The 25,382-nt window shown below is 68.9% G+C and carries 22 protein-coding genes and 1 pseudogene; 13 read left to right on the top strand and 10 right to left on the bottom strand.

Going from position 1 to position 25,382, the window contains the following annotated elements; genetic code table 11:
• Positions 1 to 95 precede the first annotated feature (95 nt).
• Together BLU09_RS04000 and BLU09_RS03995 are read left to right on the top strand one after the other, a co-directional pair.
• Entirely contained in the window at positions 96 to 1,187 is a 1,092-nt protein-coding gene (locus tag BLU09_RS04000) for a saccharopine dehydrogenase NADP-binding domain-containing protein (protein WP_090485620.1), read from the top strand.
• The gene (locus BLU09_RS03995; RefSeq protein WP_090485617.1) at positions 1,187 to 1,849 is read left to right on the top strand and encodes a TetR/AcrR family transcriptional regulator; all 663 of its coding nucleotides are present in this window, start codon (positions 1,187 to 1,189) and stop codon (positions 1,847 to 1,849) included. Before BLU09_RS04000 ends, BLU09_RS03995 begins: the two co-directional genes overlap by 1 nt.
• Here BLU09_RS03995 and BLU09_RS03990 read toward each other — a convergent pair.
• Entirely contained in the window at positions 1,844 to 2,218 is a 375-nt protein-coding gene (locus tag BLU09_RS03990) for a PilZ domain-containing protein (protein ID WP_244171392.1), read from the bottom strand. The genes BLU09_RS03995 and BLU09_RS03990 overlap by 6 nt on opposite strands.
• A gap of 392 nt (positions 2,219 to 2,610) precedes the next feature.
• Between BLU09_RS03990 and BLU09_RS03985 the strand changes: the two genes are divergently transcribed.
• Positions 2,611 to 3,429, top strand: coding sequence for a hypothetical protein (locus BLU09_RS03985; protein WP_090485614.1), 819 nt, complete (start codon positions 2,611 to 2,613; stop codon positions 3,427 to 3,429).
• A gap of 65 nt (positions 3,430 to 3,494) precedes the next feature.
• Here the strand turns inward: BLU09_RS03985 and BLU09_RS03980 are convergent, their stop codons facing one another.
• From BLU09_RS03980 to BLU09_RS03955, 6 genes are all read right to left on the bottom strand, one after another.
• The gene (locus tag BLU09_RS03980; protein WP_090485611.1) at positions 3,495 to 4,337 is read right to left on the bottom strand and encodes a formyl transferase; all 843 of its coding nucleotides are present in this window, start codon (positions 4,335 to 4,337) and stop codon (positions 3,495 to 3,497) included.
• A 15-nt stretch (positions 4,338 to 4,352) separates the two neighbouring features.
• Positions 4,353 to 5,534, bottom strand: a complete 1,182-nt coding sequence (locus BLU09_RS03975) for a GNAT family N-acetyltransferase (protein ID WP_244171391.1) — start codon at positions 5,532 to 5,534, stop codon at positions 4,353 to 4,355.
• Entirely contained in the window at positions 5,531 to 6,799 is a 1,269-nt protein-coding gene (locus tag BLU09_RS03970) for a GNAT family N-acetyltransferase (RefSeq protein WP_090485608.1), read from the bottom strand. Before BLU09_RS03970 ends, BLU09_RS03975 begins: the two co-directional genes overlap by 4 nt.
• A gap of 44 nt (positions 6,800 to 6,843) precedes the next feature.
• Positions 6,844 to 8,124 carry a sterol desaturase family protein gene (locus BLU09_RS03965; protein WP_090485605.1) on the bottom strand — a complete coding sequence of 427 codons (1,281 nt, stop codon included), beginning with the start codon at positions 8,122 to 8,124 and terminating at the stop codon, positions 6,844 to 6,846.
• Positions 8,125 to 8,164: 40 nt separating this feature from the next.
• Positions 8,165 to 9,469 (bottom strand): aminotransferase class I/II-fold pyridoxal phosphate-dependent enzyme, encoded by a 1,305-nt coding sequence (locus tag BLU09_RS03960; RefSeq protein ID WP_090485603.1) that lies wholly within the window; start codon positions 9,467 to 9,469, stop codon positions 8,165 to 8,167.
• Positions 9,470 to 9,920: 451 nt separating this feature from the next.
• A complete protein-coding gene (locus tag BLU09_RS03955; RefSeq protein WP_090485600.1) occupies positions 9,921 to 10,331 on the bottom strand; it encodes a hypothetical protein in 411 nt (136 codons plus the stop codon).
• Positions 10,332 to 10,548: 217 nt separating this feature from the next.
• On the opposite strand from BLU09_RS03955, the gene BLU09_RS03950 reads away from it, so the two are divergent.
• Positions 10,549 to 12,993 carry a hypothetical protein gene (locus tag BLU09_RS03950; RefSeq protein ID WP_090485597.1) on the top strand — a complete coding sequence of 815 codons (2,445 nt, stop codon included), beginning with the start codon at positions 10,549 to 10,551 and terminating at the stop codon, positions 12,991 to 12,993.
• Between the two features lie 22 nt (positions 12,994 to 13,015).
• Here the strand turns inward: BLU09_RS03950 and BLU09_RS03945 are convergent, their stop codons facing one another.
• A complete protein-coding gene (locus tag BLU09_RS03945) occupies positions 13,016 to 14,002 on the bottom strand; it encodes a zinc-dependent alcohol dehydrogenase family protein (RefSeq protein WP_090485594.1) in 987 nt (328 codons plus the stop codon).
• Positions 14,003 to 14,475: 473 nt separating this feature from the next.
• On the opposite strand from BLU09_RS03945, the gene BLU09_RS03940 reads away from it, so the two are divergent.
• Positions 14,476 to 15,393, top strand: a complete 918-nt coding sequence (locus BLU09_RS03940; RefSeq protein WP_090486995.1) for a DUF6310 domain-containing protein — start codon at positions 14,476 to 14,478, stop codon at positions 15,391 to 15,393.
• Entirely contained in the window at positions 15,390 to 16,145 is a 756-nt protein-coding gene (locus BLU09_RS03935; protein ID WP_090486993.1) for a DUF5953 family protein, read from the top strand. The genes BLU09_RS03940 and BLU09_RS03935 overlap by 4 nt, the downstream gene beginning before the upstream one ends.
• A gap of 229 nt (positions 16,146 to 16,374) precedes the next feature.
• On the opposite strand, the pseudogene BLU09_RS40190 reads toward BLU09_RS03935, so the two are convergent.
• A pseudogene (locus tag BLU09_RS40190) lies at positions 16,375 to 16,617 on the bottom strand (AHH domain-containing protein); the annotation flags it as partial.
• A 229-nt stretch (positions 16,618 to 16,846) separates the two neighbouring features.
• On the opposite strand from BLU09_RS40190, the gene BLU09_RS03925 reads away from it, so the two are divergent.
• Positions 16,847 to 17,896 (top strand): lysylphosphatidylglycerol synthase domain-containing protein, encoded by a 1,050-nt coding sequence (locus BLU09_RS03925; RefSeq protein WP_228565496.1) that lies wholly within the window; start codon positions 16,847 to 16,849, stop codon positions 17,894 to 17,896.
• Here the strand turns inward: BLU09_RS03925 and BLU09_RS03920 are convergent.
• A complete protein-coding gene (locus tag BLU09_RS03920; protein ID WP_090485590.1) occupies positions 17,832 to 20,045 on the bottom strand; it encodes a molybdopterin oxidoreductase family protein in 2,214 nt (737 codons plus the stop codon). The two genes, BLU09_RS03925 and BLU09_RS03920, sit on opposite strands and share 65 nt — an antisense overlap.
• A gap of 161 nt (positions 20,046 to 20,206) precedes the next feature.
• Between BLU09_RS03920 and BLU09_RS03915 the strand changes: the two genes are divergently transcribed.
• From BLU09_RS03915 to BLU09_RS03890, 6 genes are all read left to right on the top strand, one after another.
• A complete protein-coding gene (locus tag BLU09_RS03915; protein ID WP_090485587.1) occupies positions 20,207 to 21,118 on the top strand; it encodes a hypothetical protein in 912 nt (303 codons plus the stop codon).
• Positions 21,119 to 21,216: 98 nt separating this feature from the next.
• Positions 21,217 to 22,221 carry a 3-oxoacyl-ACP synthase III family protein gene (locus BLU09_RS03910; RefSeq protein WP_090485584.1) on the top strand — a complete coding sequence of 335 codons (1,005 nt, stop codon included), beginning with the start codon at positions 21,217 to 21,219 and terminating at the stop codon, positions 22,219 to 22,221.
• Positions 22,222 to 22,312: 91 nt separating this feature from the next.
• Positions 22,313 to 22,993, top strand: a complete 681-nt coding sequence (gene sitA6 / locus BLU09_RS03905; protein ID WP_090485581.1) for a SitA6 family polymorphic toxin lipoprotein — start codon at positions 22,313 to 22,315, stop codon at positions 22,991 to 22,993.
• Between the two features lie 6 nt (positions 22,994 to 22,999).
• Positions 23,000 to 23,725, top strand: a complete 726-nt coding sequence (sitI6, locus tag BLU09_RS03900) for a SitI6 family double-CXXCG motif immunity protein (protein WP_090485578.1) — start codon at positions 23,000 to 23,002, stop codon at positions 23,723 to 23,725.
• A 154-nt stretch (positions 23,726 to 23,879) separates the two neighbouring features.
• Positions 23,880 to 24,434: a chalcone isomerase family protein gene (locus BLU09_RS03895; protein ID WP_090485575.1), complete on the top strand. Its 555-nt coding sequence runs from the start codon at positions 23,880 to 23,882 to the stop codon at positions 24,432 to 24,434.
• Positions 24,435 to 24,565: 131 nt separating this feature from the next.
• Positions 24,566 to 25,369 (top strand): OmpA/MotB family protein, encoded by an 804-nt coding sequence (locus tag BLU09_RS03890; RefSeq protein WP_090485573.1) that lies wholly within the window; start codon positions 24,566 to 24,568, stop codon positions 25,367 to 25,369.
• Positions 25,370 to 25,382: the final 13 nt, after the last annotated feature.

Below are 25,382 nucleotides of genomic sequence, written 5' to 3'. Positions count from 1 at the left end.
TGCGGCCAGGACGATTGTCGTGAAAATATAGGTCAAGTGACCTAATAAAGCTCCAGGCAGCGTGGATGGCCCACGCCGGGCGGGTGGAGCGCGCAATGGTGGCTGAGGACAGTGTCGTTCTGGTGGGGGGCTACGGCGTGGTGGGGACGTGGCTCGCGCAGTTGCTGCGGGAGCGGCATCCGGACCTTCCGCTCGTCATTGCTGGCCGCCGTCGCGAGCCCGCGGAGGCGTTGGCCCGGCGGCTGGGGAACGCGGAGGCAGCGGTGCTGGATGTGACGGCGCCCGACCCGCTGGCGTGCCTGTCCGGACGGCCCAGGGCCGTGGTGTCGCTGGTCAATGACCCGGACGATGCGGTGCTGCGCTCGGCGGTCCGGGACGGCGTGGCGGTGCTCGACATCACCCGCTGGACGTCGCGTGTGAAGTCGGCGGTGCTGCGGCTGTCGGGGACGCCCCCACGGGCACCCGTCCTGCTCAGCTCCGCGTGGATGGCGGGACTGGTGCCCAGGCTCGTCGCGGGCGCGTCGGAGCGGGTGGGAGGCGTCGAGCGCGTCGACGTGGGCATCCGCTTCGCCCTGGCGGACCAGGCGGGGCCGGACTCGGTGGAGTACATGGACCGGCTGGGGATGGCCTTCGACATCACGGAGGGAGGGAAGGAGCGGCAGGTGTTGCCGCTGACGGACGGCCGCCGGGTGATGTTCCCGGATGGGCGGCCCACGCGCGTCTTCCGGCTCGACACGCCCGAGCAGGCCACGCTGCCGCTGGTGCTGGGCGCGCGCACGGTGTCGACGCGGCTGGGATTCGATTCGGGCACCGTCACCTGGATGCTCGCGGCGCTCCAGCAAGTGGGGCTGCTCCGGCTGCTCCAGCATCCCCGCCTGACGTCCGTGCGGCGTGCGCTGATGGCCAGCAGCGGCACGGGCGGTGAGGCGGCGTGGGTGGCGGACGTGGAAGGCCCTCGCGGGGCGCTGCGCATCGAGGTGGTGGACCCGAAGGGACAGGCCCACCTCACGGCCGTGGGCGCGGTGCTGGGGACGGAGCGATTGCTGGGATGGGATGGCGCGCCGCCTCCCGCCGCGGGCGTGTGGTTCCCGGAGCACGACGCGCGTCCGGAGCAGGCCCTGGCCGCCCTGCGCGGGTGCGGCGTCCAGGTCCGGTTCGACGAACAACCGCGCCGGGAGGCGGCCTGATGCCACGCGCCACGCGGGGGAAGCTGCCGTCGTCGAAGCCTCGCGAGGGGACCGCCGTCCACGCCAAGGGGACCGAGCGCGTGGCGTCCATCCTCGATGCGGCCACCGACACACTGGTGGAGGAGGGCCATTCGGGGCTCACGCTGCGCCGGGTGGCTCAGCGGGCGGGGCTCAGCGTGGGCAACCTCCAGTACTACTTCCCCGCGAAGCAGGACGTGGTGCGGGCGCTGCTCGCGCGCTACCTGGAAGCCGCCAGCCAACGGGTGCATGCGCGGGTGGAGGAAGGCGGCCGTGCGCCGGTGGAGCGGCTTCGTCGCGCGGTGGAGGCCTTGATGGAGGACCAGGAGTCACCGCGCCATTACCAGCTCTTCGCGGAGCTGTGGGCGCTCGCCGCACGGGATGAGATGGTCGCGGACGCGCTCGCCGTCTTCTACGCGGGCTTCCGGGCGGGCGTCGTGGCGTTGCTGCGTGAACTGGCGCCCGGGCTCAGCCCGTCACGCCTGGAGCGTCGCGCGGCGCTGGTGGTCGCATTCCTGGAGGGGCTGTCACTCTTCAGAGGCGGCGGCGCGCTCCGGAGGGCCTCGGTGCCAGGGTTGGAGCAGGAGCTGCGGGCCGTGTTGGAGGAAGCCCTGGCGGGCGTCCCCGCCGCCGGAAAGCTATGAGTCGGCCGGGCCGCCCTCGTCATCCACGACGAGCACCGACTTGAGCTTGTCCATGGCCAGCGGCGGTACGTCCGTGAAGGCCAAGCCGACTTCAAAGCGCGCCACCGCGTCCTTGGGAAGCTTGCGCGTCCAGGCCACACGCGCTTTGCACTCCAGCGAAGTGCCGTCGCGCAGGAACAGGTCCAGCTCCAACTCGGAGTCCTGGGTGTACTGCTCGTCGGAGTAGATGCGGACGCCCCCCAGGCTGGCGTCCAGCACCTGCTGCTTGTCCACGCGCCTCAGTCGCGCGGGCCGGGCATAGAGCGGCGCCTCGAGCCGAGGAAAGCGACGACGATCCGTGGGGGATTCATTCACGCTGGCGCTGTTCATGTTCCAGCCTCCTCCGGGGGGAAGTCCGGCCGGGCTCCCGGGCGACGGTGACGAAGCATAGGGGATATGGTGGGTGGGTACGAAATCTCAGGACCCAGCCAGCCCGCAGTGCACACACCCGAAAGGGGTCTCGTTCGACCCGTGCCCCGGGCTTCATGAAGCCGCATGAATGGCGCTCCATGGCTGCCTGGGGTGTAACAGGGCTCGCCACAGGCGCCGGGTTTCTGTGACGCCGCGCGCTACGTCAGGTGCTCGCGAGCGGGGTGGCCGGTGCGCCCTCACCGAGCGACGGCGCCGTCCGCCACGCGCTGGCGCGCTGGGTGCAGACGCGGCTTCCGGGTCTTCACCGGAGACCCGGCAGTCGTCATCCCCCAACGAGAGGTTTTTCATCCATGAGCATCAAGCTGACGGGCCGCCTGATGGCGGCAGCACTCCTGAGTCTGACGGCCGCGGGTTGCCAGGGCGAGGAGTCGCAGCCTGCCGAGGCTGACGCGCTTTCGGCCCAGGAAGCCCCTGTGAAGCAGCAGTGCGTTGAGACCTCCGCCGGCATCACGAACTGCGCCACGGGCAACGCGAAGCTCGAGCGCACGGAGAAGGGCCTCAATGTCACCGGCCTGGAGAAGGCCGCCAGCGACGGCGTCTCCAGCAACTTCGCCGCCGCGACGCAGTGGGAGCAGAAGGCCGTCTTCGAGGACGTCGCCAAGGCCGGACAGGGCTTCGCCCTGGCGGCGCGTGATGGCGAGCAGGTGGTCAGCACCATCCAGGTCGGCATCGGCCGTGAGCCGGGCCAGGTGACGTTCCATCCGCAGTTCACCGGCACGCCGGGCGGTTCGACCTATAGCGTGTACGTGTACAACGGCGGTCAGTTCCAGGGCCGGCACATCAACCGCGGCCTCTGGTTCCCGATGGACGCGTCCTGGTACGACATCCACATCCGCTTCACGCCCATCCACATCGGCTTCCGCAACCACATGACCTTCGGGTTCAATGACCCCATCCCCACGGGCGCCTGCGTGTGGTCCTTCCGCAGCGCGACGCCGGGAGCCTTCACGTTCAACTTCGACGGCCGCGAGGTCAGCGGCGACCATGTCGAGTTCGTCGAGGAGCTGGGGGATGGCCACTACCCATACACCAGCTTCTCGGCCATCGACCTGACGGCCGCCGCGAGCGCGCTGACCATCCACAGCGAGTCCGTCATCCGCGGCAAGTAGTCCGCGGTCCGAAGCACCCTCGCCGGGCGGGAGCCTCTCCCGTCCGGCGTGTCGTTTCCGCCGCGTCATGCCGCCAGCACGTCCTCGAAGGCGAGGAGGCGGCGGAAGTCCGACGCCCGCCAGAAGGTGTTCCCCTGGGCGTGGAAGCGGCGCAGCTCCTCCCGTTCCGGCCAGGAGCGGTAGGGATATCGCGCCCGGCTCACGTCGATGGGGCGCGCGTCCGGCGTCTCACCGCGCTCCAGCGTCTCCAGGTGCCGCTCGAGCAGGGCAATGCCCGCGGCGGTCGCCTTCGCCGTCAGCGCCAGGTGGGAATCGGCGGCCGAGCGGGTGAACGCGCTCTGGGCCAGCACGTCGCCCGCATCGATGCGCGCGGTGGTGCGGTGGAGGGTCGTGCCAATCTCAGACACGCCGTTCAGCATGGCCTGGAAGACGGAGTCCACGCCGCGGAACTCCGGCAGCAGTGATGGATGGATGTTCAAACAGCCATGGCGCGGCAGGCTGAGCAGCGGCTCCCGGATGATTTGGTCGCACATGCTGGTGAGGAACAGCTCCACCCCGTGCCGCTCGAGCTCGCTCACCGTGGCCGCTCCGGAGAAGTCATCACTGATGACCAGCGGAATGCCATATGCCTGGGAGAGCGCCTGGAAGCGCATCAACCCCGAGGCGGGAATGCTGAAGGGCAGCGAGCCACTCAGCCCGGCGAGCACGTTGTAGCCGGTGAAGCGCGGGCCAAACTGCTTCAGGAAGACAGGCAGCACCTGGGCCGGGGTGTAGCGCTTCTTCTGGAAGCGGAGGCCCCCCGCGGACAGGAGGATGCACGCGGGCTTCAGCCCTGCTCGCCGCACCAGGGTGTTGGCGAAGTACAGGGACATGACGGAGGGAATGCAGCCGTAGGCGAAGCGGAGCATGGTCAGGCGGCCTGGTCAGTGGGGGGGCTGCGAGTCGTCGTCGAAGGTGGAGACGCGGAACTTCCGCCGCTCCTGCGGCTGCTTCTCGCTCAGCAGCGCGGGCAGCAGGGGATTGAGCAGGGGCCGCAGCCACGCGGACTGGATGCGGGCGGCCATCGTCATGCCCTCCAGCTCCGCGCCCACCGTCTGCTTCACGAAGTAGCTGGTGAGGCCCAGGTCCACCACGCGGCATCCCGTGTGGGCCGCGTGCTCGATTTCCTTCCACATCATCAGGTAGTAGGCCGGCGTGCCTTCCGTCCGGGCGTAGTCCATGCCGATGCAGAAGGGGTTGTTGATGCCGCCCCCGGTGCCCGTGAGGATGAAGGCAATCAGGTGCCCGGCCGAGTCGCGCAGCGTGAGGAAGCTGCTGGTGGTGGGCATCCGCTCCGCGATGGTCTCGAAGAAGGCCCGAGGGAAGGGGTTGCGCTTGAACTCCGACGCGCCCTCGTGGACCTGGAGGTAGAGCGGGTAGCACTCGTCGATGAGGGGGCGGAAGTCCCGCACCCGCTCCACCTGGAAGCCCAGCGCCTCCGCGTCCTTCAGCTTCTTGCGCAGGTTCTGCCGCGACTTCTTCTTCAGCCGCTGGAAGTGGGCCTCGCTGCTCAGCCCGTCCAGCGTCACCATGGCCATGGGGTGGTTGGCCACCTGCTTGAAGCCCCGCTGGAGGAACCACGACTCCAGGCGCACGTCCTCGGGCAGGGCCTCCATGAAGTCGCGCACCAGCAGCAGCGCGGCGTTGCCACACACCTCGTCGCACGCGGCGAGCAGCGCCCGCGCGAAGTCATGCTCGGAAACGCGCTGCGCGTCGTACCACCAGTGCCGCTCCGCCGTTTCGAAGGTGCCCACCATGCCCAGGCCCAGCGACAGGAAGCCGGGCAGCACCTTGCGCACGCCCTGGGCCAGCGTGCCCACCTGCTCCGGCAGCAGCAGGCTCAAGTCCAGGCGCTCCTCGGTGATGACCGCCAGTCCGACGACGTCCGCGCCTTGCGACACGATGAGGTAGCCGAACTTCCGCTCCGGGAACGAGTCCTCCAGGCAGGAGAGGAACGCGGCGCTCTTGAAGGGGTGGCCCCGCGCCACCTTGTCGTCCCACAGCGCCTGGGGCACGTCCCGGATGCGAGCGACGACCTTCGTGGTGATGCCCGCCTTCGCCGTCATTCGTCACCCTCCGCGTCCAGCCGCTCGAAGTGGATGCCATGGCGGGCCAGGCCGTCGTCGTTCTCCTTCATGTCCCGGAACACGCGCTGCGAGCGAGGCAGGGGCGTGGGCGGGAAGAGCTCCGCGCCGAAGCGCTTCAGCAACGTGTCCAGCACCGGGTGGGTGTGGTGCACGGCCAGGTACAGCCGGTCCACCACCGCGCCGATGCTGGCCTTCACCGCGTAGCTCGTCTGTCCCAGCTGCACCACCGACTTGCCCTGGGACTCCAGCACCTCCACGATTTTGTAGATGCTGTTGAAGTACAGCGCGCCCTCGTCGCGGAGGCTGTAGTCCAGGCCCAGGTAGATGGGGTGGACCCACTCCGCGTCCTTGAGGAACAGCTCGAAGGACACCAGCTGTTCGCCCTTGAAGCACAGGAGCGCGAAGACGCGGTCGCCCAGGCGCTGGGGCAGCTGGGCGAAGAAGTCCACGCTGAGCGTCTCGAAGCGAATCTTCGAGCGGTTGAGGACCTGCAGGTACAGCGGGTGCATCTGCGCGGCGTAGCGTGAGAAGTCGGAGACGGTCTCCCAGCGCATGCCCGCCTCCTGGACGCGGGCCATGCGGTTGTTCATCAGGGAGCGGTACTTCTTTCGCAGCCGGTCCTTGAAGGTGCTCTTCCCCGGCTCGCCCAGGTACAGGTAGGTGGTGGCCGCGCTCTCCACGAAGTGGAAGCGCGGGGACAGCACGTCCTTCACCTCGGGCAGCTTCTGGGAGGTGAACTCCTTCATGAAGACCAGGCCCAGCTTCAGGTGCCGGGCGCGGGCAATCACCTCGCGGGAGATGGCGCGCAGTACGTCGTCACGCCGCGCCTTCGGCAGGTCCGTGCGGATGCCCAGCAAGTCCTTGCAGATGGCGATGGGCGTGCCGATGACGAACGCATTCAGGAAGAGGAAGTCCGGGAACGCGCGGCGGACCTGGGACACCACCTTGTTGACGTTCTCCGGGGCGATGACCGTCAGCGACATCCGGAAGCGGAAGCAGGGGACGATGGCCACCACCGCGCCCTCGTTCCGGAGGACCAGGTAGTGGAACCGCACGTCCTCGATGCTGGCGGCCTCGGTGGCCTGGTGCAGCTCGAAGGACTGCATCACGTCGGTGGGTGGGAAGCAGGTGTGCCAGTCCTCCCGGCCGATGTCGTTGATGGAGCCGACCCAACGCACGTCGAGGGGGCGCGGGAAGGTGTGGAAGGCGGGAGCGCTTCCGGTGACGGGTGCGGACGCGGTCATGTCTTTCGGGTGGGTTGGGGACGTCGAAACAGGGGGCGGGGCTTTCAGGCGGCCAGGGCGCCAGAGCCTCGCGTGGAGGTGTCAGCGCCTTCGTGGAACGCGGCGCGGAAGCGCAGCAGCCACGCGGCGCTGAGGACGGGGTGGAGCAGGATGGGGAGCGCGCTGACCAGCGGCACGCCCTCCATCAGCGCCAGGGCGGGACCCAGCAGCGCGATACCCGCCAGCCGCGCGAACTCCTGCCGCCACGCGAAGGCGCGCGAGTCCATCAGCGCGCCCAGGCTCCAGGTACCGAAGAGGACCAGCCCCAGCGTCACGGCGCGGGCCACGAGGCTGAGCGTGTCCAGGTACCACGCCAGCAGCAGGATGCTGGCCGCCAGGCTGAAGAACTGTGTCACGCAGTAGGCGGTGACGGGCAGGGGCAGGCGAGGGTCGTACTTCTTGAAGGTGGCGGACGGACCGCCATCCGGGGGACCGGTGAAGCGCTCCTGGCGCAGCGACGGCGGGTGCCAGTCCGGCCCCTTGATGAAGCACAGCGCCTTGTCGGCCAGCCGCGCGCAGGCGGTGGACTTCTGGAACAGCTCCACGAAGTAGTGGAAGTGCGCGGTGAGGGGGTTCCACGAGCGCAGGCTGCTGCGCAGGCCGTAGACGGGAGGCTGGTCCTTCAGCTCCGGCTGGTAGGTGCGGAACAGCAAATCCCAGACGACGAGGATGTTGCCGTAGTTCTTGTCGATGTACGGCGTGTTGCGGCTGTGGTGGACGCGGTGCTGGGAGGGCGTGACGAGCACGTACTCCAGCCAGCCCAGCGGCGGCACGTAGGTGTTGTGGATGGCGTACTGGAAGAGGAGCTGGATGCCGGTGATGCCCAGGAACACCTCCGGCGCGATGCCCAGCAGCGCCATGGGCACGAAGAAGGGCCACGTGGTCAGCTCACCCAGCGCGCTCTGCCGCACCGCGAGGCCAAAGTTCATGTCCTCGCCGGAGTGGTGGGCGACGTGGACGCCCCACATCCACGCCATGGTGTGGTGCATCCGGTGCGCCCAGTAATAGAAGAAGTCGTAGGCGAAGAAGGCCACCACCCACGTCCACGCGGAGTCCTTCGCCAGGCTGAAGAGGGCGTGGTGCTTGTAGACGTAGCCGTAGAAGACGAAGGTGGCGCCCGCGATGACCACGCTGCCCAGGACGGTGAGCAGGCTCATCGTCACGTTGGTGAGCAGGTCATTGAGCCGGTAGGCCGGCTTGCGCCGCACGAGCCCCACCACCAGCTCGATGAGGATGGGAGCGAGGAACACGGGCAGGCCGTAGAGGAGCTGTTCCTTGAGGTCCATGGCGGGTCTTCCAGTGGCGTGGGTGGCGTGGGGCGCCGGCTCAGGAGCCGGTCTGCTGGAGCGGCGGCGCGTCCTGGAGGTTGAGTTTGCGGCTGCATCGGTCCAGCGCGTCCAGGAAGCGGTCCAGGTCCGCCTGGGTGAGGTTGGCGCTGACGTTGATGCGCAGGCGCGTGCGGTTCTTGCTCACGGCGGGGTAGCCCACCGGGTTGACGTAGATGCCCTCCAGGTGGAGCAGCCGCGTCAGCTCGAACGTCTTCTCGTAGGCGGGCATCAGGATGGGGATGATGGGGGACTCGCTGTTCATGCAGTCCAGGCCCATGGCGCGGATGCCGGCGCGCAGGTGGTTCTCGTTGTGGTGCAGCCGCTCCTGGAGCTCGGGCTGCTCCTGGAGGATGCGGATGCCCTCCAGCAGGCCCGCGGCGATGGGCGGCGGCAGCGAGGCGGAGAAGATGTAGCCGTTGGAGCCGAAGCGCAGCAGGTCGATGGTGGCCTTGGAACCGGCGGCGAACCCGCCGATGCCCGGCAGGCCCTTGCTGAGGCTGCCGGTGAGCACGTCCACCTGTGATTGAAGCCCGAAGTAGGCCGGGGTGCCACGGCCGTTGGGACCCATGGCGGCGGTGGCGTGCGCGTCATCCACGAGGATGAAGGCGTTGTAGCTCTCCGCCAGCGCGACGATGCCCGGCAGGTCCGCCACGTCGCCGTCCATGCTGAAGACGCCGTCGGTGATGATGAACTTGCGCTGCTCGTACGGCAGCTTCTTCAGCGTGGACTCGATGCTGCGCAGGCTCTTGTGCCGGTAGGTGCGGATGTCCGCGCCGGACAGCTTCAGCCCGTCGATGATGGACTGGTGGTTGAGCATGTCCGACAGCACCACATCGCCCTCGCCACACAGCGCGGACAGCACGGACAGGTTGGCCGCGTAGCCGCTGCTGTAGGTGACGCAGTCCTCGAAGCCCAGGAACTCCGCCAGCGCGCGCTCCAGCTCCAGGTGCAGCTCACACGTCCCGTTGAGCAGACGCACGCCGCTGACCGTCGTCCCGTAGCGGCGCAGCGCCGCCTCCGCCGCGGCCACCACGCGTGGGTGTCCGTTCAGCCCGGAGTAGTTGTAGGAGCCGAAGTGGAGGACGTCCCGAGGCCCCTCCGCGTTCAGCCTCACATCCCGGCGCGTCGGGCTGAAGCTGACGCGTGCCTCCCGGCCTGGCATCCCGTGAAACACCCGCCCAATGACGTCACAGTGATGGTTGTCCACGTAGTAATGGACCGCCTTCTGGACTTCCTGGAGCCGGGCGGAGCCCACGGCGAGATTGCGGTTCTTCTCGGGAAAGGCATTGCGGGTTGGGTCCATGACGGTGGCTTCCTGGTGCGCGTCTGGCGGGCACTTCCGTCCGCCGGACAGACGCGTCCCACCCTCCGCGCCACTCGAGCCGCGGATACGAGCGTACGAATCCTGACCGGCGGCCCGGAAGGAGGGGGCCGCTGTTCGTGGAGAGGTCTCCAGCGCAGTTGTGACGATGTGTGGGTTCTGGGCAGCCACGCCGCTGAGCATTCCTGAGGATGCTCGATACGGTCCCCCATTCGTGGCGAATTACAAATATCGAGCAATGGACAGCGTGTCAACGGATAGCCAGATTTTTACGCAAATAGCGGATTCACTACCTGAGCCATCCTTCAACTTCCTTCGGCGCGCTCAACCCATGGCGTGTGCCGGGAGCGTCTGGCGCGAAGAAAGGAGGAGCGGGCGCGTCGGGCGTGCCCGTTCCTGGGACTTCCATGCGTCAGTCAGGCCTCGGGAGGGGCTACGGGTCTTCGACGGGGATGGTGCACATCCACTGGCCGTTGTGCATGCACTGGCAGTTGCCGGTGGGCATGTCTTCGATGCAGCACTTCCGCGTGGAGCCGCTGGGGGCGCATGCGAGGCCGAGGACGTTCACGCACGCCTCTCGCGACAGGCTGCAGTCGAGCGGCGGCGGGGGCGTGGTGGGGCAGTACTGGTAGTTGCCGTCACACTGGACGTAGTGGTTGTTGGACGCGGAGCAGGTCGTTCCCCAACAGGAGAGCGACGGGCCCGTCGTACATTCCGTCGAGCAGGAGACGAGGGCGCTCGACTCCTGGCCCAGCTCCTCCTGCGGCTCCACGGCTTCAATGCCGCCACAGGCCACCAGGGTCGATACGGCGAGCGCCGCCAGGACAGCAAAGGTCTGCTTCATGGGGTGTTTCTCCTTGGGTGAGAGCTACGGGTTGCAACGGATGGAGTGAGCGCCGCCCAGGTCCGCGCGGAGGTTGAGAGGAATTGAAACATGTTGCGTTACAGCTGCGCCATGGCATGGCGAATGATTCGCGGGTGCCGTGCGGCTTTGCCGCATCATTGCGTCGCGACGGTTGAGGGGTGGGGCGCAGTGGCCCCAGTCGGTGTAGAGAAGACGCATGCATCCCCCGCTGGAGAATGGTGCCCGCCGAGGGGCGCAGGTCCGCTGCCCGGCCTGCACGCGCTTCCACGAGCCGGGGCTCCTGTGCCCTCGGTGCGACTGCGGCCCGGTTCCTCCGGAGCGGTATGGCGCCGCGCGGATGCTCGTGCACGCGGGGGTGGACCGGTATGCGCTGGCGGACCGGGTGTCGCTCCTCCCCACCTCCATGGCGGAGCGGTTGGAGTCGCGCTACGCGAGGATGTGGGCCCATGTGCGGCGCCTGCTCGTCGGCGTGCGGCGCTACGAGCAGGCGTTGTTTCTTCAGGGCTTCGAGGAGGACGTCGAGGACCGGTGGGCCCAGCGGCTTCCCTGGCATGTGCCCGAGGAGGAGCCCGCCGTCGAGCTGGAGGAGGGGCTGCATACCGCCGTTCCCGCCCTGGAGCCGCGGTGGCTCGCCGCATTGGTGGACGTCCACGAAGGCACGCCTTCGCACGCGGCGCTCGACACGGTGCTGACGTGTCTGGAGGATGACGGCCGCTTCGGCTGCGAGGCGGCGCTGGCGCTCACCCGGTGGCGAGTGTGGCCACACGCGCACGGGTCCCGGGTGGCCACCGAGCGCATCGCGCGGCTCGCTCGCGCCGCCTTCGCCCGGTTTCCGGAGCAGGGGGCGCGCGCCGCCGTGGCGTGGGCGCGGGCCACCGGGCAGGCGCCGGACGTGGACCTGCTGCTCGCATTGCGTGAGGGCCTGCACCATCCGGACGCGGACCTGCGCTTCGAATGCGCGCTCTGCTTGCAGGACGAGGACGGCCTCCTCGCGGCCGTGGAGTCCACGGACCTGGCGCGGGCCGCGGAGGCGCGTCGAGCGTTGGCGTCGCGGGGCTCCGTGAGGTTGCTGGAGCGGATGGCGTCGCGGGGAGACGCGGACTTCGCGCTCGATGTGTTGCGGCGGTTGCCCGCGCAGGCGCCTCCGGGGGCGCTGAGTGCGTTGCTCGCCGTGTCGGACCGGGTGGAGGGTGGACTGGCGGAGGCGCTGCATGGCTGGGCCCGTGGCCGGCCTTTCGCGGAGTTGCCGCCGGAGGAACGGGCGCTGTGGGTGGATTGGGCGCTCGCGCGGCTGGCGCGGCTCTCCGCGGCGGATGCGCTTCGTTTCCTCGAGTGGGCCGCCGCCGCGCGGGACGCGGACCGCATGGAGGAGACGCGCGCCTTCGTCTCCGCGGTGTCCGAGTCCCTGGCGCGAGAGCCACCATCGCTTCGCGCCAGTCGCTTCCAGGACGCGGCCTTCTCCCGGTTCCTCACGCTCGCTGGCGAGGAGGATGCGCTCCGGTTGCACGCGTGGAGTCGTGAGGCGCCGTGCACGGAGCCGTTGCTGGAGGCGGTGTTGTCATTGCCCTCACGGCTGCGGTGGGGCGATACGCTCGCTCCCGGCCAGGGCGCGCGTTTGTTGATGGCGCTCTGGACGGGGGAGGGCCGCGAACGCCTGCTGGCGCCGCTGGCGAAGGTGGTGCGCGGGTGGAATGGCGACAGCCAGCAGGCCGTGTTCATCGACGCCGTGTGGCGGCGCTTCCAGCTGCACCCGGACGAGCGCACAGACTTGTTGGCCACCTTCACGCCGTGGAGGGCGGCACTCTGGGAACGGCAGCAGGCGGCGGAGCCCGACGCGGTGGTGTGCTTCCAGACGTGGTGGCCGGTGGAGGACCCGGAGCAGCTGCCGGAGCGTGTGGATGCGCTGGTCCGTGAGTCGCCTCCGGAGGACCTGTCGCGCCGCCTCGAACCGGTGTGGAAGGCGGCGGAGCTCCGGGTGGATGCGTTGCCGCGTGCCACCTCGCTCGCGGTGTCATACGCGGCGGCGGTGTTGTCGGGGACTGTGAGGCGAGACGTCGACGCGCTCGTCCCGGACGCGGAGCGCTTCCTGGCCTGGTTCCCCAGCTTCCGGGAGCGTGTCGTCGCCGCGTCACCTGCGTCGAGCGAGCGGAGCCACTCTCGCGATTTCCTGAAGGACATCGAGGCCGATGTCCGGTTGATTCGGGAGCACCTCGAGCGGAAGCGGCAGCGGGAGGACCAGGCGCGCGAGGCGGAGCTCCGGCGCATGGTGGAGGCGTCCCGCCAGCGGGACCTGGCGCGCCAGCGGGAGTTGATGGCACGTCAGGTGGATGCGTCACCGCTCACGCACGGCGTGGAGGTTGCGCCGCTGCTCACGCCGCTGGTGCTGCTGAATCCGCGCGGGCCGGTGCAGCCGCTCGACCTGGAGGTGTGCTTCCCGGAGGCCCGGCTGCGCACGCTGCTGGACTACACGCGGCTGTTGAAGGTCATGAGCGTGAACAACGACGTGATGGCGGTGTTCGAGGCGCACGGCCTATCGGTAGCCACCTGGACGTCGGAGGCCACCGCGTGGGGGAAGCTGCTGGTGCGGCGCCCGGAGCTGACCCTGCGCTTCGGGGAGTTGTTCCAGGGGCCTTGGGGCTGACGGAGCGGCGTCGCTCAGCGCCTCAGAGTGGGCCGTTGGGCGTGAGGAGCACCTTGCCGGCGCGCCCACCTTCCATGGCGCGCGTCAGCGCCTCCTGGATGGACTCCAGGGGGAAGGTTCCCTCCACCGGAACGTGGAGCGTGCCCTCCGCCACCTGCTTCGCGAGCCGGGCGAAGAGGGCGCCCTGCTCCTCGCGCGGCGCCTTCTTCATCCACGACACCAGCCAGAAGCCGCGCAGGGTGATGTCCTTGAAGATGGTGGCGGCGGCTGACAACCGAGGGCCCTTTCCGCTCATCACGCCATAGTTCACCACCACGCCGCCGCGCGCGAGCGCGTCACCCAGGCGCCGGGTGGACTCGCCGCCGACGGCGTCGATGGCCAGCCGGACCTTGGCGCCGCCCGTCACCTCGCGCACGCGCTCCGGCAGTTCATCCGAGTCCAGCAGCACGGCATCCGCGCCCAGCGCGGTGAGCTCCGGCGCCAGTTCTTCACGCCGCACGACGTTCAGCGTCTTGAAGCCTGCCTGCTTCGCCAGGGTGATGATGGAGCGGCCCACCGCCGAGTTGGCGGCGTTCTGTATCACCCACTCGCCGGGCTGCAGCGCGACGAAGTCCCGCAGCAGCAGGTCCGCGGTTGGAGGATTGATGAACAGCATGGCGGCCTGCCGCAGGTCGGTTCCCGGCGGCACCCGCAGGAGCGAGTCCGCGGGAGCGACCAATTGGGTGCACCAGGTGCCCGCGCCCAGCGGGAGGAATACGACGTCACCCGTCTTTACGGCGCTGGAGTCCTGGACCTCGACGACGCGGCCGACACCTTCGTTGCCGGGCACGGCGGGGAGCTTCGGGAGCTGTCCGTACTGGCCGCTGAGCGTGAGGATGTCGGAGGGATTGATGGGCGTAGCCAGCACTTCAACCCGGGCCTCGCCCGGCTTCAGCGCCACGTCCGGCTGCTCCACGACTTCCACCACCTTCAGTGGCTGTCCGAAGGCTGAGAACCGCACTGCTTTCATGGGACGCTCCATGCTTCGTGTAGGCGTGTGGGGCGCACCCTAGCGGCCTTCGAGGGGCGCGCCGAGCATCCAAGCAGTCGCCGTGCCCCACCGCCTTGTCTTCCGGGGGCGCACGCCTGTCCACCGCTGGACGCGGGCTCCGCGTGGGCGGGGACAGGCGGACAGACGGGGCTCGCCAGTCGCGTCCACGCTGCCCATCTTCCGCGTTTCGGAAATCAGCTGAACGTGGTTTGGGTCGATAGGCTCCTGTGTTGAGCAGTCGGGCGTTGTGGTGCCGGTTCATCTTCGCTACGCCCGCAGCAGGCGCAACGGTGCCGCGACACGACAGCATTCACTGCTCACGCAAGTTGCGGACGGTGGCCGTCAGAGCTCCTGGGCGCCACCCTCCGCGGAGAGTCGCTCACCCGTCGCTTACGCCTGCTATCATCCACATCTGCCCCGCTGCTTCGTTACTTGGATGAGAGGCCGTGTTCATGCGGTTTCGCGCGTGCATCGCACTCCTGGCTTTCTTTGCGGCCTGTGCCACGTCGCCTCCGCCTCGGGGCGCACACAGAGGCCGGGGTCAGAGAGTGGCCAATCTCCAGCGGGCGGCGGCGTTGCCCTGGAGGGACGGTGGGCGGTGCGTCGTCCGCGAGGCTTCTCACCCTTGGCCCGTGCTGGTTGAGAGGTGCTATGGGGCCCTCGACCATGACCGGCTCGAGTTCCACGACACCACGGGAAGATGCGCGGTCGCCTCGGCGGGCGCCGCTGCCGTGGGAGTCGGGCTGTGCGTGCTGGCGGCGCCTGAGATTGCCGTGGGAGCCGTCATTGTCCTTGGCGTGGTGGTGGTGGCTGTCGCCATCAAGGAGGCGTTGGACGCGTATGCGCTTCGACACGGTTCTCCCGAGGAAGCAGGAGCCGCGCGAGGAGCGAGGGTGGCGACCCGGAAAGGAGAAACGAAGCGGAAGCCCGAACTGGAACCAGTGCCAGCGGGGCAGGACTGGCAGCCCCCGATGCCGCCTGGACCCGTGGGCCGGACACGCCGCGCCAGTTGTGAGCCTGTTCCGGTGCCACACCTCGGCGGAGACGACAGACACAACGAGTGCGCCGACAGGTTCCCTCCCAACCGTTATCCTGGGATGGACGTGCTTGTTGGGGGTGTCCGCTTCGATGCGCTGCAAGTCGGTGTGCGCGTCCTGTGGGAAATCAAGACCCATCGATTTGACACATACAACGACTTTATCCAGGAACAGGAGATGGAGAAGGAATTGAATCAGATAGACAACGAGCGAAGTGCCGCTGCGGCCTGCGGATATGGCTTCGTCGTTGGGGTGAGCACCGATGCGCACAAAGAGGCGCTGGAGGCACGGGACCCAACACTTGATGTCGTCGTCACAGGGTGCACACGATGAGCAGGCGCAGAGCCCTCACCCTTGTCGTCTACGCGCCTGCGCTCGTTAGGAGCGACCGCCGCGCTCTCGCTATCGTCCACGGGATGGAACAGGCGCTCCCAGGCTTGCGCCTGGAGTGGGAAGTAGGCGAAGGAGGGCGCCCCGTCGCATTGCCGCAGCGCGATGCGTGGCTCGCAGAAAGGACCGAGGAGGACGGATTCCCCCTGATGTGCAATGGGGATGAGCGTTACCCCGTGATGGTTTCGGGAAGGGGAAGATCCGGACTCTTCAGCCCGGGCGGTCAGCCCCAGTTTGAAGTGCATGCAAAACTGCCATTGGATGAGCCCGTGTTCGCGGCAGCGGCGGCTCTGCTTGAGGGGGTAGCGGAAGGGGCGCGCTCGTTCTGGGGGCATGCGTCGCCATACGGCTACGGTTCTGAGGTCGCGCAGCAGTTTCGCCGCTCGCCGCATGGACCGGAACACTCACCCCGTGGGCTTCCCATGCTGAACCTTCCGGAGAAGCTCCCCACCCCCGAGATTCCCAGTTTTCTTGGGTGGCTGAACTACTGGTCGACAGCCGCCGCACGGGCCATCGGCTTCCCGGATCCTGCTCGCGACGCCGAGTTGCTCACGCGGGCGCGGTGCACGGCGTCGGGCGGGTGGGTCGTGCGCCTTACAGACGCGCCGCTCGACTACAACAACCCCGCGCATCTGGAAGCGCTCAAACGGGCCTACGAGCGCTTTCCGGAGATTGGCGGACGCTCATCGCATTGACTCCGATTCAGGCGCTTGGGCCGCGTCGTTGGCTGTGGGAAAGAGCCCCCTGTGTGAGCGTTCGCGATGGTAGCGCCCCATTCGGGAGCTCACGTACCGTTGCTCCAATTGTTGAGATGGGTTCTTCCCCTGGCGTTCACGCTCGCGTGGGAAACCGCCGCGCAGGCCCAGCCGGTCCCGGGGACACGCGTAGAGCGTCGGCGCTCAGTGACCATCGGCCAGCGCGCCCGCCGAACCGCTGGCGGGCCTCGCGCAGGGAATGGGCGAAGGGCCGCACGTCCCGGGCGAGCTCCACCAGGGCCTCCTCGCATTCATCGTCGTCCAGCTCCACGGGGGGCCTGGTGTCATCCTCCGTGAACGGCGTGTGGACCCTGGTAGGCCCATCCCCTGTGTCCAGACGTACGAACCGGGTTGTCGAGCAGCCCGTGACGGCAAGCGCCAGCGACAGCCAGATGACCGCATGCGCTCTCATCCTCGTCCTCCGGTTGAAGAGCCTGACGAGACGAGCTGAAGCGCTTCGAGGTGCGCGCCGAGCGGCCAAGCGGCCGGTGTGATCCACCGCCGCGTCCGTCCAGGGCGCACGCCTGTCCACCGCTGGACGCGGGCTCCGCGTGGGCGGGGACAGGCGGACAGACGGGGCTCGCCAGTCGCGTCCACGCTGCCCACTTTCCGTTGCGGGCAACGGGACGGCGAGGAGGTCGATGGTGAGCAACGCGCACGGGGAGTTGTCCCTGGCCCCGCCAGCTGGCGCTGTGGGAGCAGCGGCGCCGCAGCGGGTCCTGAAGCGGTGGATGGTGGTGGGGCTTCGGCCCGTCTTCGCGCTGGCGGGTGTGGGCACACTGGCGTTGCTGGTCCACAAGGCCGGGCCCCGCGAGCTGGGCGCCGTGTTGTCCAGCGCGGCGCCCTGGCTGCCGTGGGTGGTGCTGCTGGAGCTAGGGCGGCAGTGCATGGACGGGCTGGCCACGCGGCGTGCCTATGGCCCGGGAGCGGGGCGCGTGCCCTGGCGCGTCCTGGCCCGCGCGCAGCTCATCGGTACCGCGGTGTCCAGCATGGCCCCGGCGGGCCGCGCCGCGGCGGAGGCCACCAAGGCGGCCCTGCTGAGTCCCTACATGGGCGGCGGAACCGCCACCGCGGCGGCGGCGACCTCGCAGGCGGCGTCCCTGGCGGCGGGCGGCTTCATCTCGTTCCCCTGCGCCCTGGCGTCCTACCTGCTGACGGGCATGTCCCTCTTCACCATGCTCATGCTGGCGCATGGCGTGTTGCTGGTGCTGCTGTCGGTGGGCGTGCGCGCGTGCATGCGCGCGAAGCGGCCCGGTGCGTGGCTGGTGTGCCGCTTCAGCCGCTGGGCGCTCCATGCGGAGCAGTTCAAGGCCTCGGCGCGGTGTGGCTCGTTGCTGCCGTGGTCGCCCATGCTGGCGTTCCTGTGCAGCCGGCTGTTCCAGGTGGCGCAGTACGGCGTGCTGACCTACGCGGTGGGCATCGACACCTCCCTGGTGCAGGCGTTCTTCGCCCAGGGCCTCTACCTGTGCGCGCTGGCGGTGGGCTCGCTGGTGCCGGGGCAGGTGGGCGTGAGTGACGGCGCCTTCGCGCTGGCGGCGGGCGTGCTGGACACCACGGCCGCGCGCGCCATGTCGGTGGCGCTGCTGGGGCACCTGGTGCAGCTGCTGTTCGTGCTGGTGGGGGCGCTCATCCCACTGGTGTGGCGGATTCGGGCGCCGCTGCCCGTCGCACCCGCACCGGCGTGCCGCTGAAGGCGGCGTTGCCGCAGAGCGCGTCCACGGCCTGTGCGTCCGTGAGGTCGTTGTGGCTGGCGCCCGCGTGGGCGGTGGCCACGGCGAGCCGGGTGCCCTGGCGGCCATGGCCGTAACCGTGGGGCAGGCTCACCACGCCGGGCATCACCTCGTCCGTCACGTGGATGGGCACCGTCACCGTGCCCACGCGTGAAATGACGGTGGCCTCCATGCCGTCGGCGAGCGCCCGCCGGGCCGCGTCCTCCGGATGCATCATCAACGTGCAGCGCGGCTTGCCCTTCAGCAGGCCCGGCACGTTGTGCATCCAGGAGTTGTTGTCGCGCAGGTGACGCCGGCCGATGAGCAGCAGCTCGCCGCTGTGCTGCTCGGGGACGGTGTGCTGGGGGAAGGCTGCTTGTAGGCGTCGCATGTCCGCCACCAGCAGCTCCGGCGCCAGGTGGATGCGGCGGTTCTTCGTCTGGAGACGCCGGGGCAGGCAGGACTGGAGCGGCCCCAGGTCGATGCCGTGGGGCGACTGGCGCAGCTTCTCCAGGGTGAGGCCGTGCTTCGCCGGGTGGACGCGCGCGCCGTAGGGTCCCAGCCGCAGGCCCAGGTCCAGCACCCGCTCCGGACCCAGGCGGGACAGGGCCTGGTACTTGAGCGTGGCGCGCACGGAGGGGCGGCCCTTGCGCAGCGTCAGCAGCCGGTGCTGGAGGGCGAGCAGAATCTGCCAGTCCTGGCGGCTGCCCGGCCCGGGCTCGAAGAGAGCGGGCGAGTACTTCGCGGTGTTGCGCACCGCCAGCGCGTGGAAGGCGATGTCGTAGTGGCTGCGCTCCAGCGGTGACACCGGCGGGAGGATGAGGTGCGCGTGGCGCGTCGTCTCGTTGAGGTATGGGTCGATGCTCACCATGAAGTCCAATCCCGCGAGCGCCTGTTCCATCCGAGCGCCATCAGGCGTGGACAGCGCGGGGTTGCCCGCGACGGTGAGCAGCGCGCGGACGCGGCCTGGGCCCGGCGTGAGCATCTCCTCCGCCATCGCCGCCGTGGGCAACTCCCCCGCGAACTCCGGAAGCCCGCGCACGCGGCTCTTCCAGCGGCCGAAGCCGCCGCGGCCCATGGCCAGGGCCCGTGGACCTCCGACGACGTCGAACGCGGGCAGGGTGAACATGGTGCCGCCGCGCCGGTCCAGGTTGCCGCTCACCACGTTGAGCACGGTGATGAGCCATTGGCAGAGCGCGCCGAAGGCCTGGGTGGACACCCCCATGCGGCCGTAACACACGGCGGCTCGCGCGGAGAGGAACTCCCGGGCGATGCGGCGCAGGGTGTGCGCGGGCACGCCCGTGTGCGGGGCGACCTTCTCCGGAGGAAAGTCCCGGGCCAGCGCGCACACGGTCTCCAGGCCATCGGTGAAGGCATCCAGCGGTCCCAGGCGTGGCGCGTGCTCCACCACCGCCACGTGCAGCAGGGCGAGCAGCGCGAGCGCATCGGTGCCCGGCCGGATGAAGACGTGCGTGTCGGCGATGAGCGCCGTCTCCGTGCGGCGCGGGTCCATGACGACGATGCGGCCGCCGCGCTGCTGGATGGCTCGCAGGCGGGCGCGCACGTCGGGCGCCGTCATCAGGCTGCCATTGGACGCCAGGGGATTGGCGCCCAGCACGAGCATGTAGCCGGTGTGGTCGATGTCGGGAATCGGCACCATCAGCTGGTGGCCGAACATGAGGTAGGCGGTGAACTGGTGCGGCAGCTGGTCCACGGACGTCGCGGAGAAGCGGTTGCGCGAGCGCAGCGTGCGTATCAGCTCCGGGGCGAACAGCATGTTGCCCAGGTTGTGGACGTTCGGGTTGCCCAGGTACGAGCCCACCGCGTCACGGCCGTGCTCCCGCTGGATGGCATACAGGCGGCGCGCGGTCTCATCCAGCGCGTCGTCCCAGGAGACGGACTCCCAACCGCTGGCGGTGCGGCGCATGGGGCTTCGCAGCCGGTCCGGGTCCTGGTGCAGGTCCTCCAGCGCCAGGGCCTTGGGACAGACGTGGCCCCGGCTGAAGGGGTCCTCCGCGTCACCCCGGATGGAGGTGATGCGTCCGGCGTCCAGCTCGATGCGCAGGCCGCACATGGCCTCGCACAGGTTGCAGGTGCGGAAGTGGACCTGGGGACCCGGGGCGGCGCTCATTCGCGGAACTGTAGCGCGCGGCGGAGGGCCGTCCGCCCGGCGGCGCGGGTCGCGCTTCCATCCGTCTGGGTTCAGACGATGGGCTTCCTGGCGGACTGCACGATTTCAGCGGCACACGTGCGAGAGGCCCGTGAAAGGATGCCGTCCCAGGAGGGCAGCACATGCACCGCGTGTATCCGTTCGTCGTCTCCCTGGGGCTCTCGCTCGCGCCGCTGGCCGCCCATGCCACGGCGCCGGCTGCGCCCGCGCCCGAGGTGAAGGCGCCGACCATCCAGTTCAAGCAGGTGAACGCCCGCGTGGGGTACCAGGAGGAATTGGACAACGCCGTGGACATGCGGCTGGCGCTCGACCTGCGCGCTTCGGACATGGACAAGCCGATGTCGGTGGCGATGTCGGTGACCTCGTCCAGCCGCCACACGGTGACGGTGCTGGCCGCGAAGGGGAAGGTCATCTCCAAGGTGAAGATGGCGTTCGGCGACGTGGGCGAGGTGGCCGAGGAGCAGGGCAAGGTCCAGCGCAAGGCGAGCCCCATCAGCCGGAAGACGTACCTGGCGGAGTGGAAGAAGGACCGCGTGGTCATCACGAACGCGGCGGGCAAGCCGGTGCCCAAGGAGGAAGCAGACGAGGTGGCGAAGCACCTGCCGGAGCTCGGCAAGCCCGACCGGATGGAGGCCGCCTTTCCGAAGAATCCGCTGGCGGTGGGCGCTACCCTGGATGGCTTCTCCGATGCGTTCGCGAAGCAAATCGTGGACGAGCAGGGCGATAACACCCGTGTCACCCAGGCTCGCGCACGGTTGGTCGAAGTGCGTCAGGACCCGCGCGGCGCCGTAGGCATCTTCGACGTGGCGATGACGGTGTTACGCCAGGAAATCAATGCGCCGTTCCTGTTGACCATTCCGCTGCAAGGGCAGATGTCCGTCCTCGCGGAGGGCATCCAGTTGCTGGAGCTCACCTTGTCCGGGCCGGTGAAGGTGGAGCTGACCGACGACGCCGTCGAGCAGGGCTTCGAGGCGCGCGGCGAGGGCGCGATGCGGCTGCGGCTCACGGGCCGGAAGGCTGACGCCGCGCGTTAGGCGGATGGCCCGGCAGGTCGTCCGCTGTGCGCGAAGGCGCGGAGGCGTGACAGACGGCTGACAGAGTTTTGGGAGGCTGCGCGGTTAGAGGGTTCTGAATGTACCTGCACGCGCTCGGCCACTTCCATCCTCCCAACCTTCTGACCAACGCCTTCTTCGAGGAGCTGGGGCTGGAGACCAGCGATGCGTGGATTGTGGACCGCGTGGGCATCCGCACGCGGCACACGGTGTTGCCGCTGGACTACCTGCGGGAGACGCGCAACCGCGACGTGCGCGCGGCGCAGGAGGCGGCGCTCTTCAGCAACGCGGAGACGGGACGCCGCGCGGCGCTGATGGCGCTGGAGCGCGCGGGGCTGAAGCCGTCCGACATCGGGCTGGTGGTGGCGGGCGGATGCAGTCCCGACGAATGCATTCCCGCCGAGTCCAACCGGGTGGCGCAGCTGCTGAACATCCAAGCGCCGGCGGTGGACCTGCAGAGCGCTTGCTCGTCCTTCTGCATGCAGCTGCACTTCCTGGCGGGCATGCGGCCGGAGCGGCTGCCGGACTACGTGCTGGTGGTCAACATGGACAACTCCACGCGTGTGGTGGACTACACGGACCGCTCCAGCGCGGTGCTGTGGGGAGACGGCGCGTCCGCGGCCATCCTGTCGCCGCGCGTGCCGGGGCGCTGGCAGCTCACGGAGACGCTGCTGGCCGGAGACCCCTCGGGCGCGGACAAGGTGCGCGTGCCGCGCATGGGGCACTTCACCCAGAACGGCGGCGAGGTGCAGAAGTTCGCCATCCGCCGCGCGGGGGAGACGTTCCAGGCCCTGCGAACGCGCTTCATGGCGCGTCACCCGGACCAGGGCGCGGGGGCCGTCTCCTTCATCGGGCACCAGGCCAACCTGCGCATGCTGGAGGCCGTGCAGCGGCGGTGTGAGGTGCCGGACGCGCGGCACTTCTTCAACGTGCACACCCGGGGGAACACCGGCGCCGCCGGCGCGCCTGGCGTCCTGAGCGAGCATTGGGATGACCCCGCCGTGGGAGACGCGGTGGTGCTGAGCGTCGTGGGCAGCGGCCTGACGTGGGCCGGGGCCCTGCTGGAGCGCACCCCGGCGCGGTGAGCCGCTGAGCAGCATTCCCCCTCCGCGGACCGGGGCCGTCTGAGGTGTGTGTCATTGCCTCCTGGTATTCGTTGAAGACCAGGGGGGAGTCATGACCGGTCCGCGGTTCCGCCAGCTTGTCTGGCTTGGGGTGTTCGCTGCTTCTTTGTTGGGCTGTGGCACGGCGGTCAGGTCTTCCATGCAGCAGGCATGGGACCACGCGGAAGTGGAGTGCTTCGAGCCACGGGAGGACCAATGTGTCTCCCTGCTGTGCCTGGGCGAGGCCTGCGGCTTCTATCGTTGTGAGGACCTGCCCGGTGACGTGGCGCTGGCGCGCTTCCCGCCCGCACGTCCACCCGCGGCCGCGGCGACTCCCGGCAGAGGGCCTCGCAGGAACTGGGGCGGGGGGCAGCACCTGCCACGCGGCGCCGTCATGGTCTTCCCGAACTGGAGCGGCGCTCCAGCGCGAGTCGTACCGCCTTCACATCAGCTGACGCCTGGGCGCTGGGAGAAGCACCACATCTTCCCGCAGGCCCGGGACCTGGCGGAGTGGTTCGAGGGGAAGGGCATCAAGATCCACGACTACACCCTGCCGATTCCTCGCGACCTTCACCAACGGATTCACGGGGGTGGCGCTCGCGGTGGAGCGTGGAACCAGGCGTGGCGTGAGTTCCGCCTTCGCAACGAGGAGTCCACGCCCGAGGAGGTCTTCAGGCACGCCGGGGAACTCATCTACCGATTCCAGCTCCTGGGCGGACCACTGCGGCCCTACTATTCTCGTCCAGGAACGTGAGGACGCATGCCCCGTTACTTCTGGCTGCAAGAGGACCGGGTTGCGACTGCCCGTCATCACGGGGACTTCAACGCCGCGCACAGGTGGCGCTTGCCGGGTCTGGCGAAGTGCCCGGGTTGCGGCGCGACCTGGAGTTCCTCCGGGCACATGTACCCCTCCGTGGACTTGTCCGGGCTGCCTGAGCAGGACCTGTTCCTCAAGGCTCGGTCAGCGCCCTTCGCCGAGTTCGCGCGGCTTCGCGAGCAGGTGCGGCCATTGGCGCCACCGGCGGCGACGTTGCCTCCTGGGACGCGGTTCGGGCCACTGGTGGGCACGGCGCAGGGGGACCTGGGGCCTCTGAGCTGGCAGGGGAGCTACTTGCTGTTGCTGCGCCGGGACACGTTGGAGCAGCTCCAGGCGGAAGGCGTGCGCGGGCTCATGGGGGTTCGAGCGGAGCTGCGGTTCCGACAGAAGCACCCACCGGAGATGTTGGAACTCCAGCTCGAACCGGGCGGTCTGCTGCACCCGCAGTGTCTTCCTCCAGACCTCCCGCTGGCGTGCGCGACCTGTGGCCGGCGTGGGCTTCAGTTGCCAGACGAGCCCCTCCTCGAAGGCGCCACTCTCCCCAGGGACCGTGACGTGTTCCGCCTGGGCAACTACGCGACGGTGCTTGTGGGGACCGAGCGTTTCATGGAGGCGGTGCGCCGGCTGAGGCTGGAAGGCATCCACTTCCAGGAACTCTCCACCCGCTGAAGCGTCGCGGTTGATCGCCCGACGTTGAGCCTCCAGGACCTGTCGCCGTCCACTGCCGTACAGCGGTGCCCTTCCGGGCGTTGGCGGTGCCCGGGAGCGTGTGCAGCGTATGTCCTGTCGGATTCAGTGGGGTCTGGGGTCGGGGGTCGGGCGCATGCGTACTCAAGCGTGGGGTGGGAATCTGCGGTGCCTCGTGGCGGGCATGCTGCTCGTCGCGGGCTCCGCGCAGGCGGGACAGAAGCAGGTCGGCGGCGTGCACATGCCGGTGTCGTTGAACCTCAAGGGGCGCACCGTCGAACTCGCCCACATGGAGCTGCACAAGCAACTCTTCTTCAAGGTCTACGTCTGGAGCCTCTACATGGAGGACCGGCCACGCTCCACGCACGAGGCCATCAACTCCAACTCCGTGAAGCGGCTCCACTTCCACTTCCTGCGCAACATCTCCCGGGACCAGCTCGTGGGCAGCTTCCGGGACGGGTTGGAGCACAGCCCCGCCCTGCGTCGGGGGCCGCTGGCGAACCACCTGAGCATCATGCTCGCGTCGCTGAAGGACGTGCAGAAGGGCGAGGACCTCGTCATCACCTACACCCCAGGCGTCGGGCTCGAAGTCGGAGGAGATGCTTCCGGCGGCGTCTTCATCCCCGGCAAGCACTTCGCGGACGCACTCTTCTCCGTCTGGCTCGACTCTCATCCTATTTTTCCGCGCTGACTGACACACGGGGCTGTCCGTCAGCCGCTCATTCGTTTCAGCTCAAAATATGTGCGAGGTTCTTCCTGACCCGGAGCACCACCAGCGATAGGCTGGCGCTTCATTCAAAGGTGTCAGGAGGACACGTACATATGCGGAAACCGCTGGTTCTGGCTGCACTCGTCGCGCTCTCCACCACGGGCTGCGTTTCGCAGGGGAAGTTCGACGCCAAGGCGCTCGAGGCGGAGAACTTCGCCAAGGGCCTCAACGACGAGAAGGGTGCTCGCGAGGCCGCCGAAGCCAAGGTGAAGGCGCTGGAGGAGAAGATCGCCGAGCTGGAGCAGGAGCGGGAGGCGCTGAACACCCGCCTGGGCACCGCTGAGTCCCGCCTCACCGCGGGCGCCGCGGAGCGCCGCGCGCTGGAGGAGAAGAACTCCCAGCTGGCCGCCCTCAACGACGAGCTGGCGCGCAACACGAAGAAGCTGGCCCAGGCGAAGGAGGAGCTGGAGAAGCGCAGCTCCGAGTACGAGAACCTGGCCCAGAGCCTCAAGCAGGAGATTTCCGACGGCAAGATTCAGCTGTCCGAGCTCAAGGGCAAGATGACCGTCCAGCTCAAGGACAAGATTCTCTTCGCCTCCGGCTCCGCCCGGGTCGGCAAGGAAGGCGAGGAGGCGCTGAAGAAGATCGCCGACGCGCTCAAGACGGTGCAGGGGAAGATCATCCGCGTGGAAGGCCACACGGACGACGTCCCGACCGGCGGCGGTCAGTTCCCGTCCAACTGGGAGCTGAGCCTGGCGCGCGCCATGGCGGTGGTCCGTTCACTCCAGAACGCTGGCGTGGACCCGACGTTCCTCTCCGCTGCGGGCTATGGGCAGTACCAGCCCATCGCGGCCAACGATTCGGCGGAGAATCGCAGTCTGAACCGCCGCATCGAAATCGTGCTCGCGCCGAAGTAGGCGCCGCACTAGG

This window comes from Myxococcus virescens (assembly GCF_900101905.1).
In the GTDB taxonomy this organism is placed as follows: Bacteria; Myxococcota; Myxococcia; order Myxococcales; family Myxococcaceae; genus Myxococcus; species Myxococcus virescens.
Note: the sequence above shows the minus strand (reverse complement) of the source record. Positions and strands in the feature narration are given on the sequence as shown.

Bases quoted from the DNA above. Each gene is read 5' to 3' on its own strand.
- BLU09_RS03965 (WP_090485605.1), bottom strand. From the start codon at position 8,124: ATGGACCTCAAGGAACAGCTCCTCTACGGCCTGCCCGTGTTCCTCGCT.
- BLU09_RS03935 (WP_090486993.1), top strand. From the start codon at position 15,390: ATGAGCAGGCGCAGAGCCCTCACCCTTGTCGTCTACGCGCCTGCGCTC.
- BLU09_RS03915 (WP_090485587.1), top strand. From the start codon at position 20,207: ATGCACCGCGTGTATCCGTTCGTCGTCTCCCTGGGGCTCTCGCTCGCG.
- BLU09_RS03890 (WP_090485573.1), top strand. From the start codon at position 24,566: ATGCGGAAACCGCTGGTTCTGGCTGCACTCGTCGCGCTCTCCACCACG.
- BLU09_RS03970 (WP_090485608.1), bottom strand. From the start codon at position 6,799: ATGACCGCGTCCGCACCCGTCACCGGAAGCGCTCCCGCCTTCCACACC.
- BLU09_RS03955 (WP_090485600.1), bottom strand. From the start codon at position 10,331: ATGAAGCAGACCTTTGCTGTCCTGGCGGCGCTCGCCGTATCGACCCTG.
- BLU09_RS03980 (WP_090485611.1), bottom strand. From the start codon at position 4,337: ATGCTCCGCTTCGCCTACGGCTGCATTCCCTCCGTCATGTCCCTGTAC.
- BLU09_RS03995 (WP_090485617.1), top strand. From the start codon at position 1,187: ATGCCACGCGCCACGCGGGGGAAGCTGCCGTCGTCGAAGCCTCGCGAG.
- BLU09_RS03960 (WP_090485603.1), bottom strand. From the start codon at position 9,469: ATGGACCCAACCCGCAATGCCTTTCCCGAGAAGAACCGCAATCTCGCC.
- BLU09_RS03945 (WP_090485594.1), bottom strand. From the start codon at position 14,002: ATGAAAGCAGTGCGGTTCTCAGCCTTCGGACAGCCACTGAAGGTGGTG.
- BLU09_RS03975 (WP_244171391.1), bottom strand. From the start codon at position 5,534: ATGACGGCGAAGGCGGGCATCACCACGAAGGTCGTCGCTCGCATCCGG.
- BLU09_RS03940 (WP_090486995.1), top strand. From the start codon at position 14,476: ATGCGGTTTCGCGCGTGCATCGCACTCCTGGCTTTCTTTGCGGCCTGT.
- BLU09_RS03925 (WP_228565496.1), top strand. From the start codon at position 16,847: ATGGTGAGCAACGCGCACGGGGAGTTGTCCCTGGCCCCGCCAGCTGGC.
- BLU09_RS03990 (WP_244171392.1), bottom strand. From the start codon at position 2,218: ATGAACAGCGCCAGCGTGAATGAATCCCCCACGGATCGTCGTCGCTTT.
- sitI6 (WP_090485578.1), top strand. From the start codon at position 23,000: ATGCCCCGTTACTTCTGGCTGCAAGAGGACCGGGTTGCGACTGCCCGT.
- BLU09_RS04000 (WP_090485620.1), top strand. From the start codon at position 96: ATGGTGGCTGAGGACAGTGTCGTTCTGGTGGGGGGCTACGGCGTGGTG.
- BLU09_RS03985 (WP_090485614.1), top strand. From the start codon at position 2,611: ATGAGCATCAAGCTGACGGGCCGCCTGATGGCGGCAGCACTCCTGAGT.
- BLU09_RS03895 (WP_090485575.1), top strand. From the start codon at position 23,880: ATGCGTACTCAAGCGTGGGGTGGGAATCTGCGGTGCCTCGTGGCGGGC.
- BLU09_RS03910 (WP_090485584.1), top strand. From the start codon at position 21,217: ATGTACCTGCACGCGCTCGGCCACTTCCATCCTCCCAACCTTCTGACC.
- BLU09_RS03920 (WP_090485590.1), bottom strand. From the start codon at position 20,045: ATGAGCGCCGCCCCGGGTCCCCAGGTCCACTTCCGCACCTGCAACCTG.
- sitA6 (WP_090485581.1), top strand. From the start codon at position 22,313: ATGACCGGTCCGCGGTTCCGCCAGCTTGTCTGGCTTGGGGTGTTCGCT.
- BLU09_RS03950 (WP_090485597.1), top strand. From the start codon at position 10,549: ATGCATCCCCCGCTGGAGAATGGTGCCCGCCGAGGGGCGCAGGTCCGC.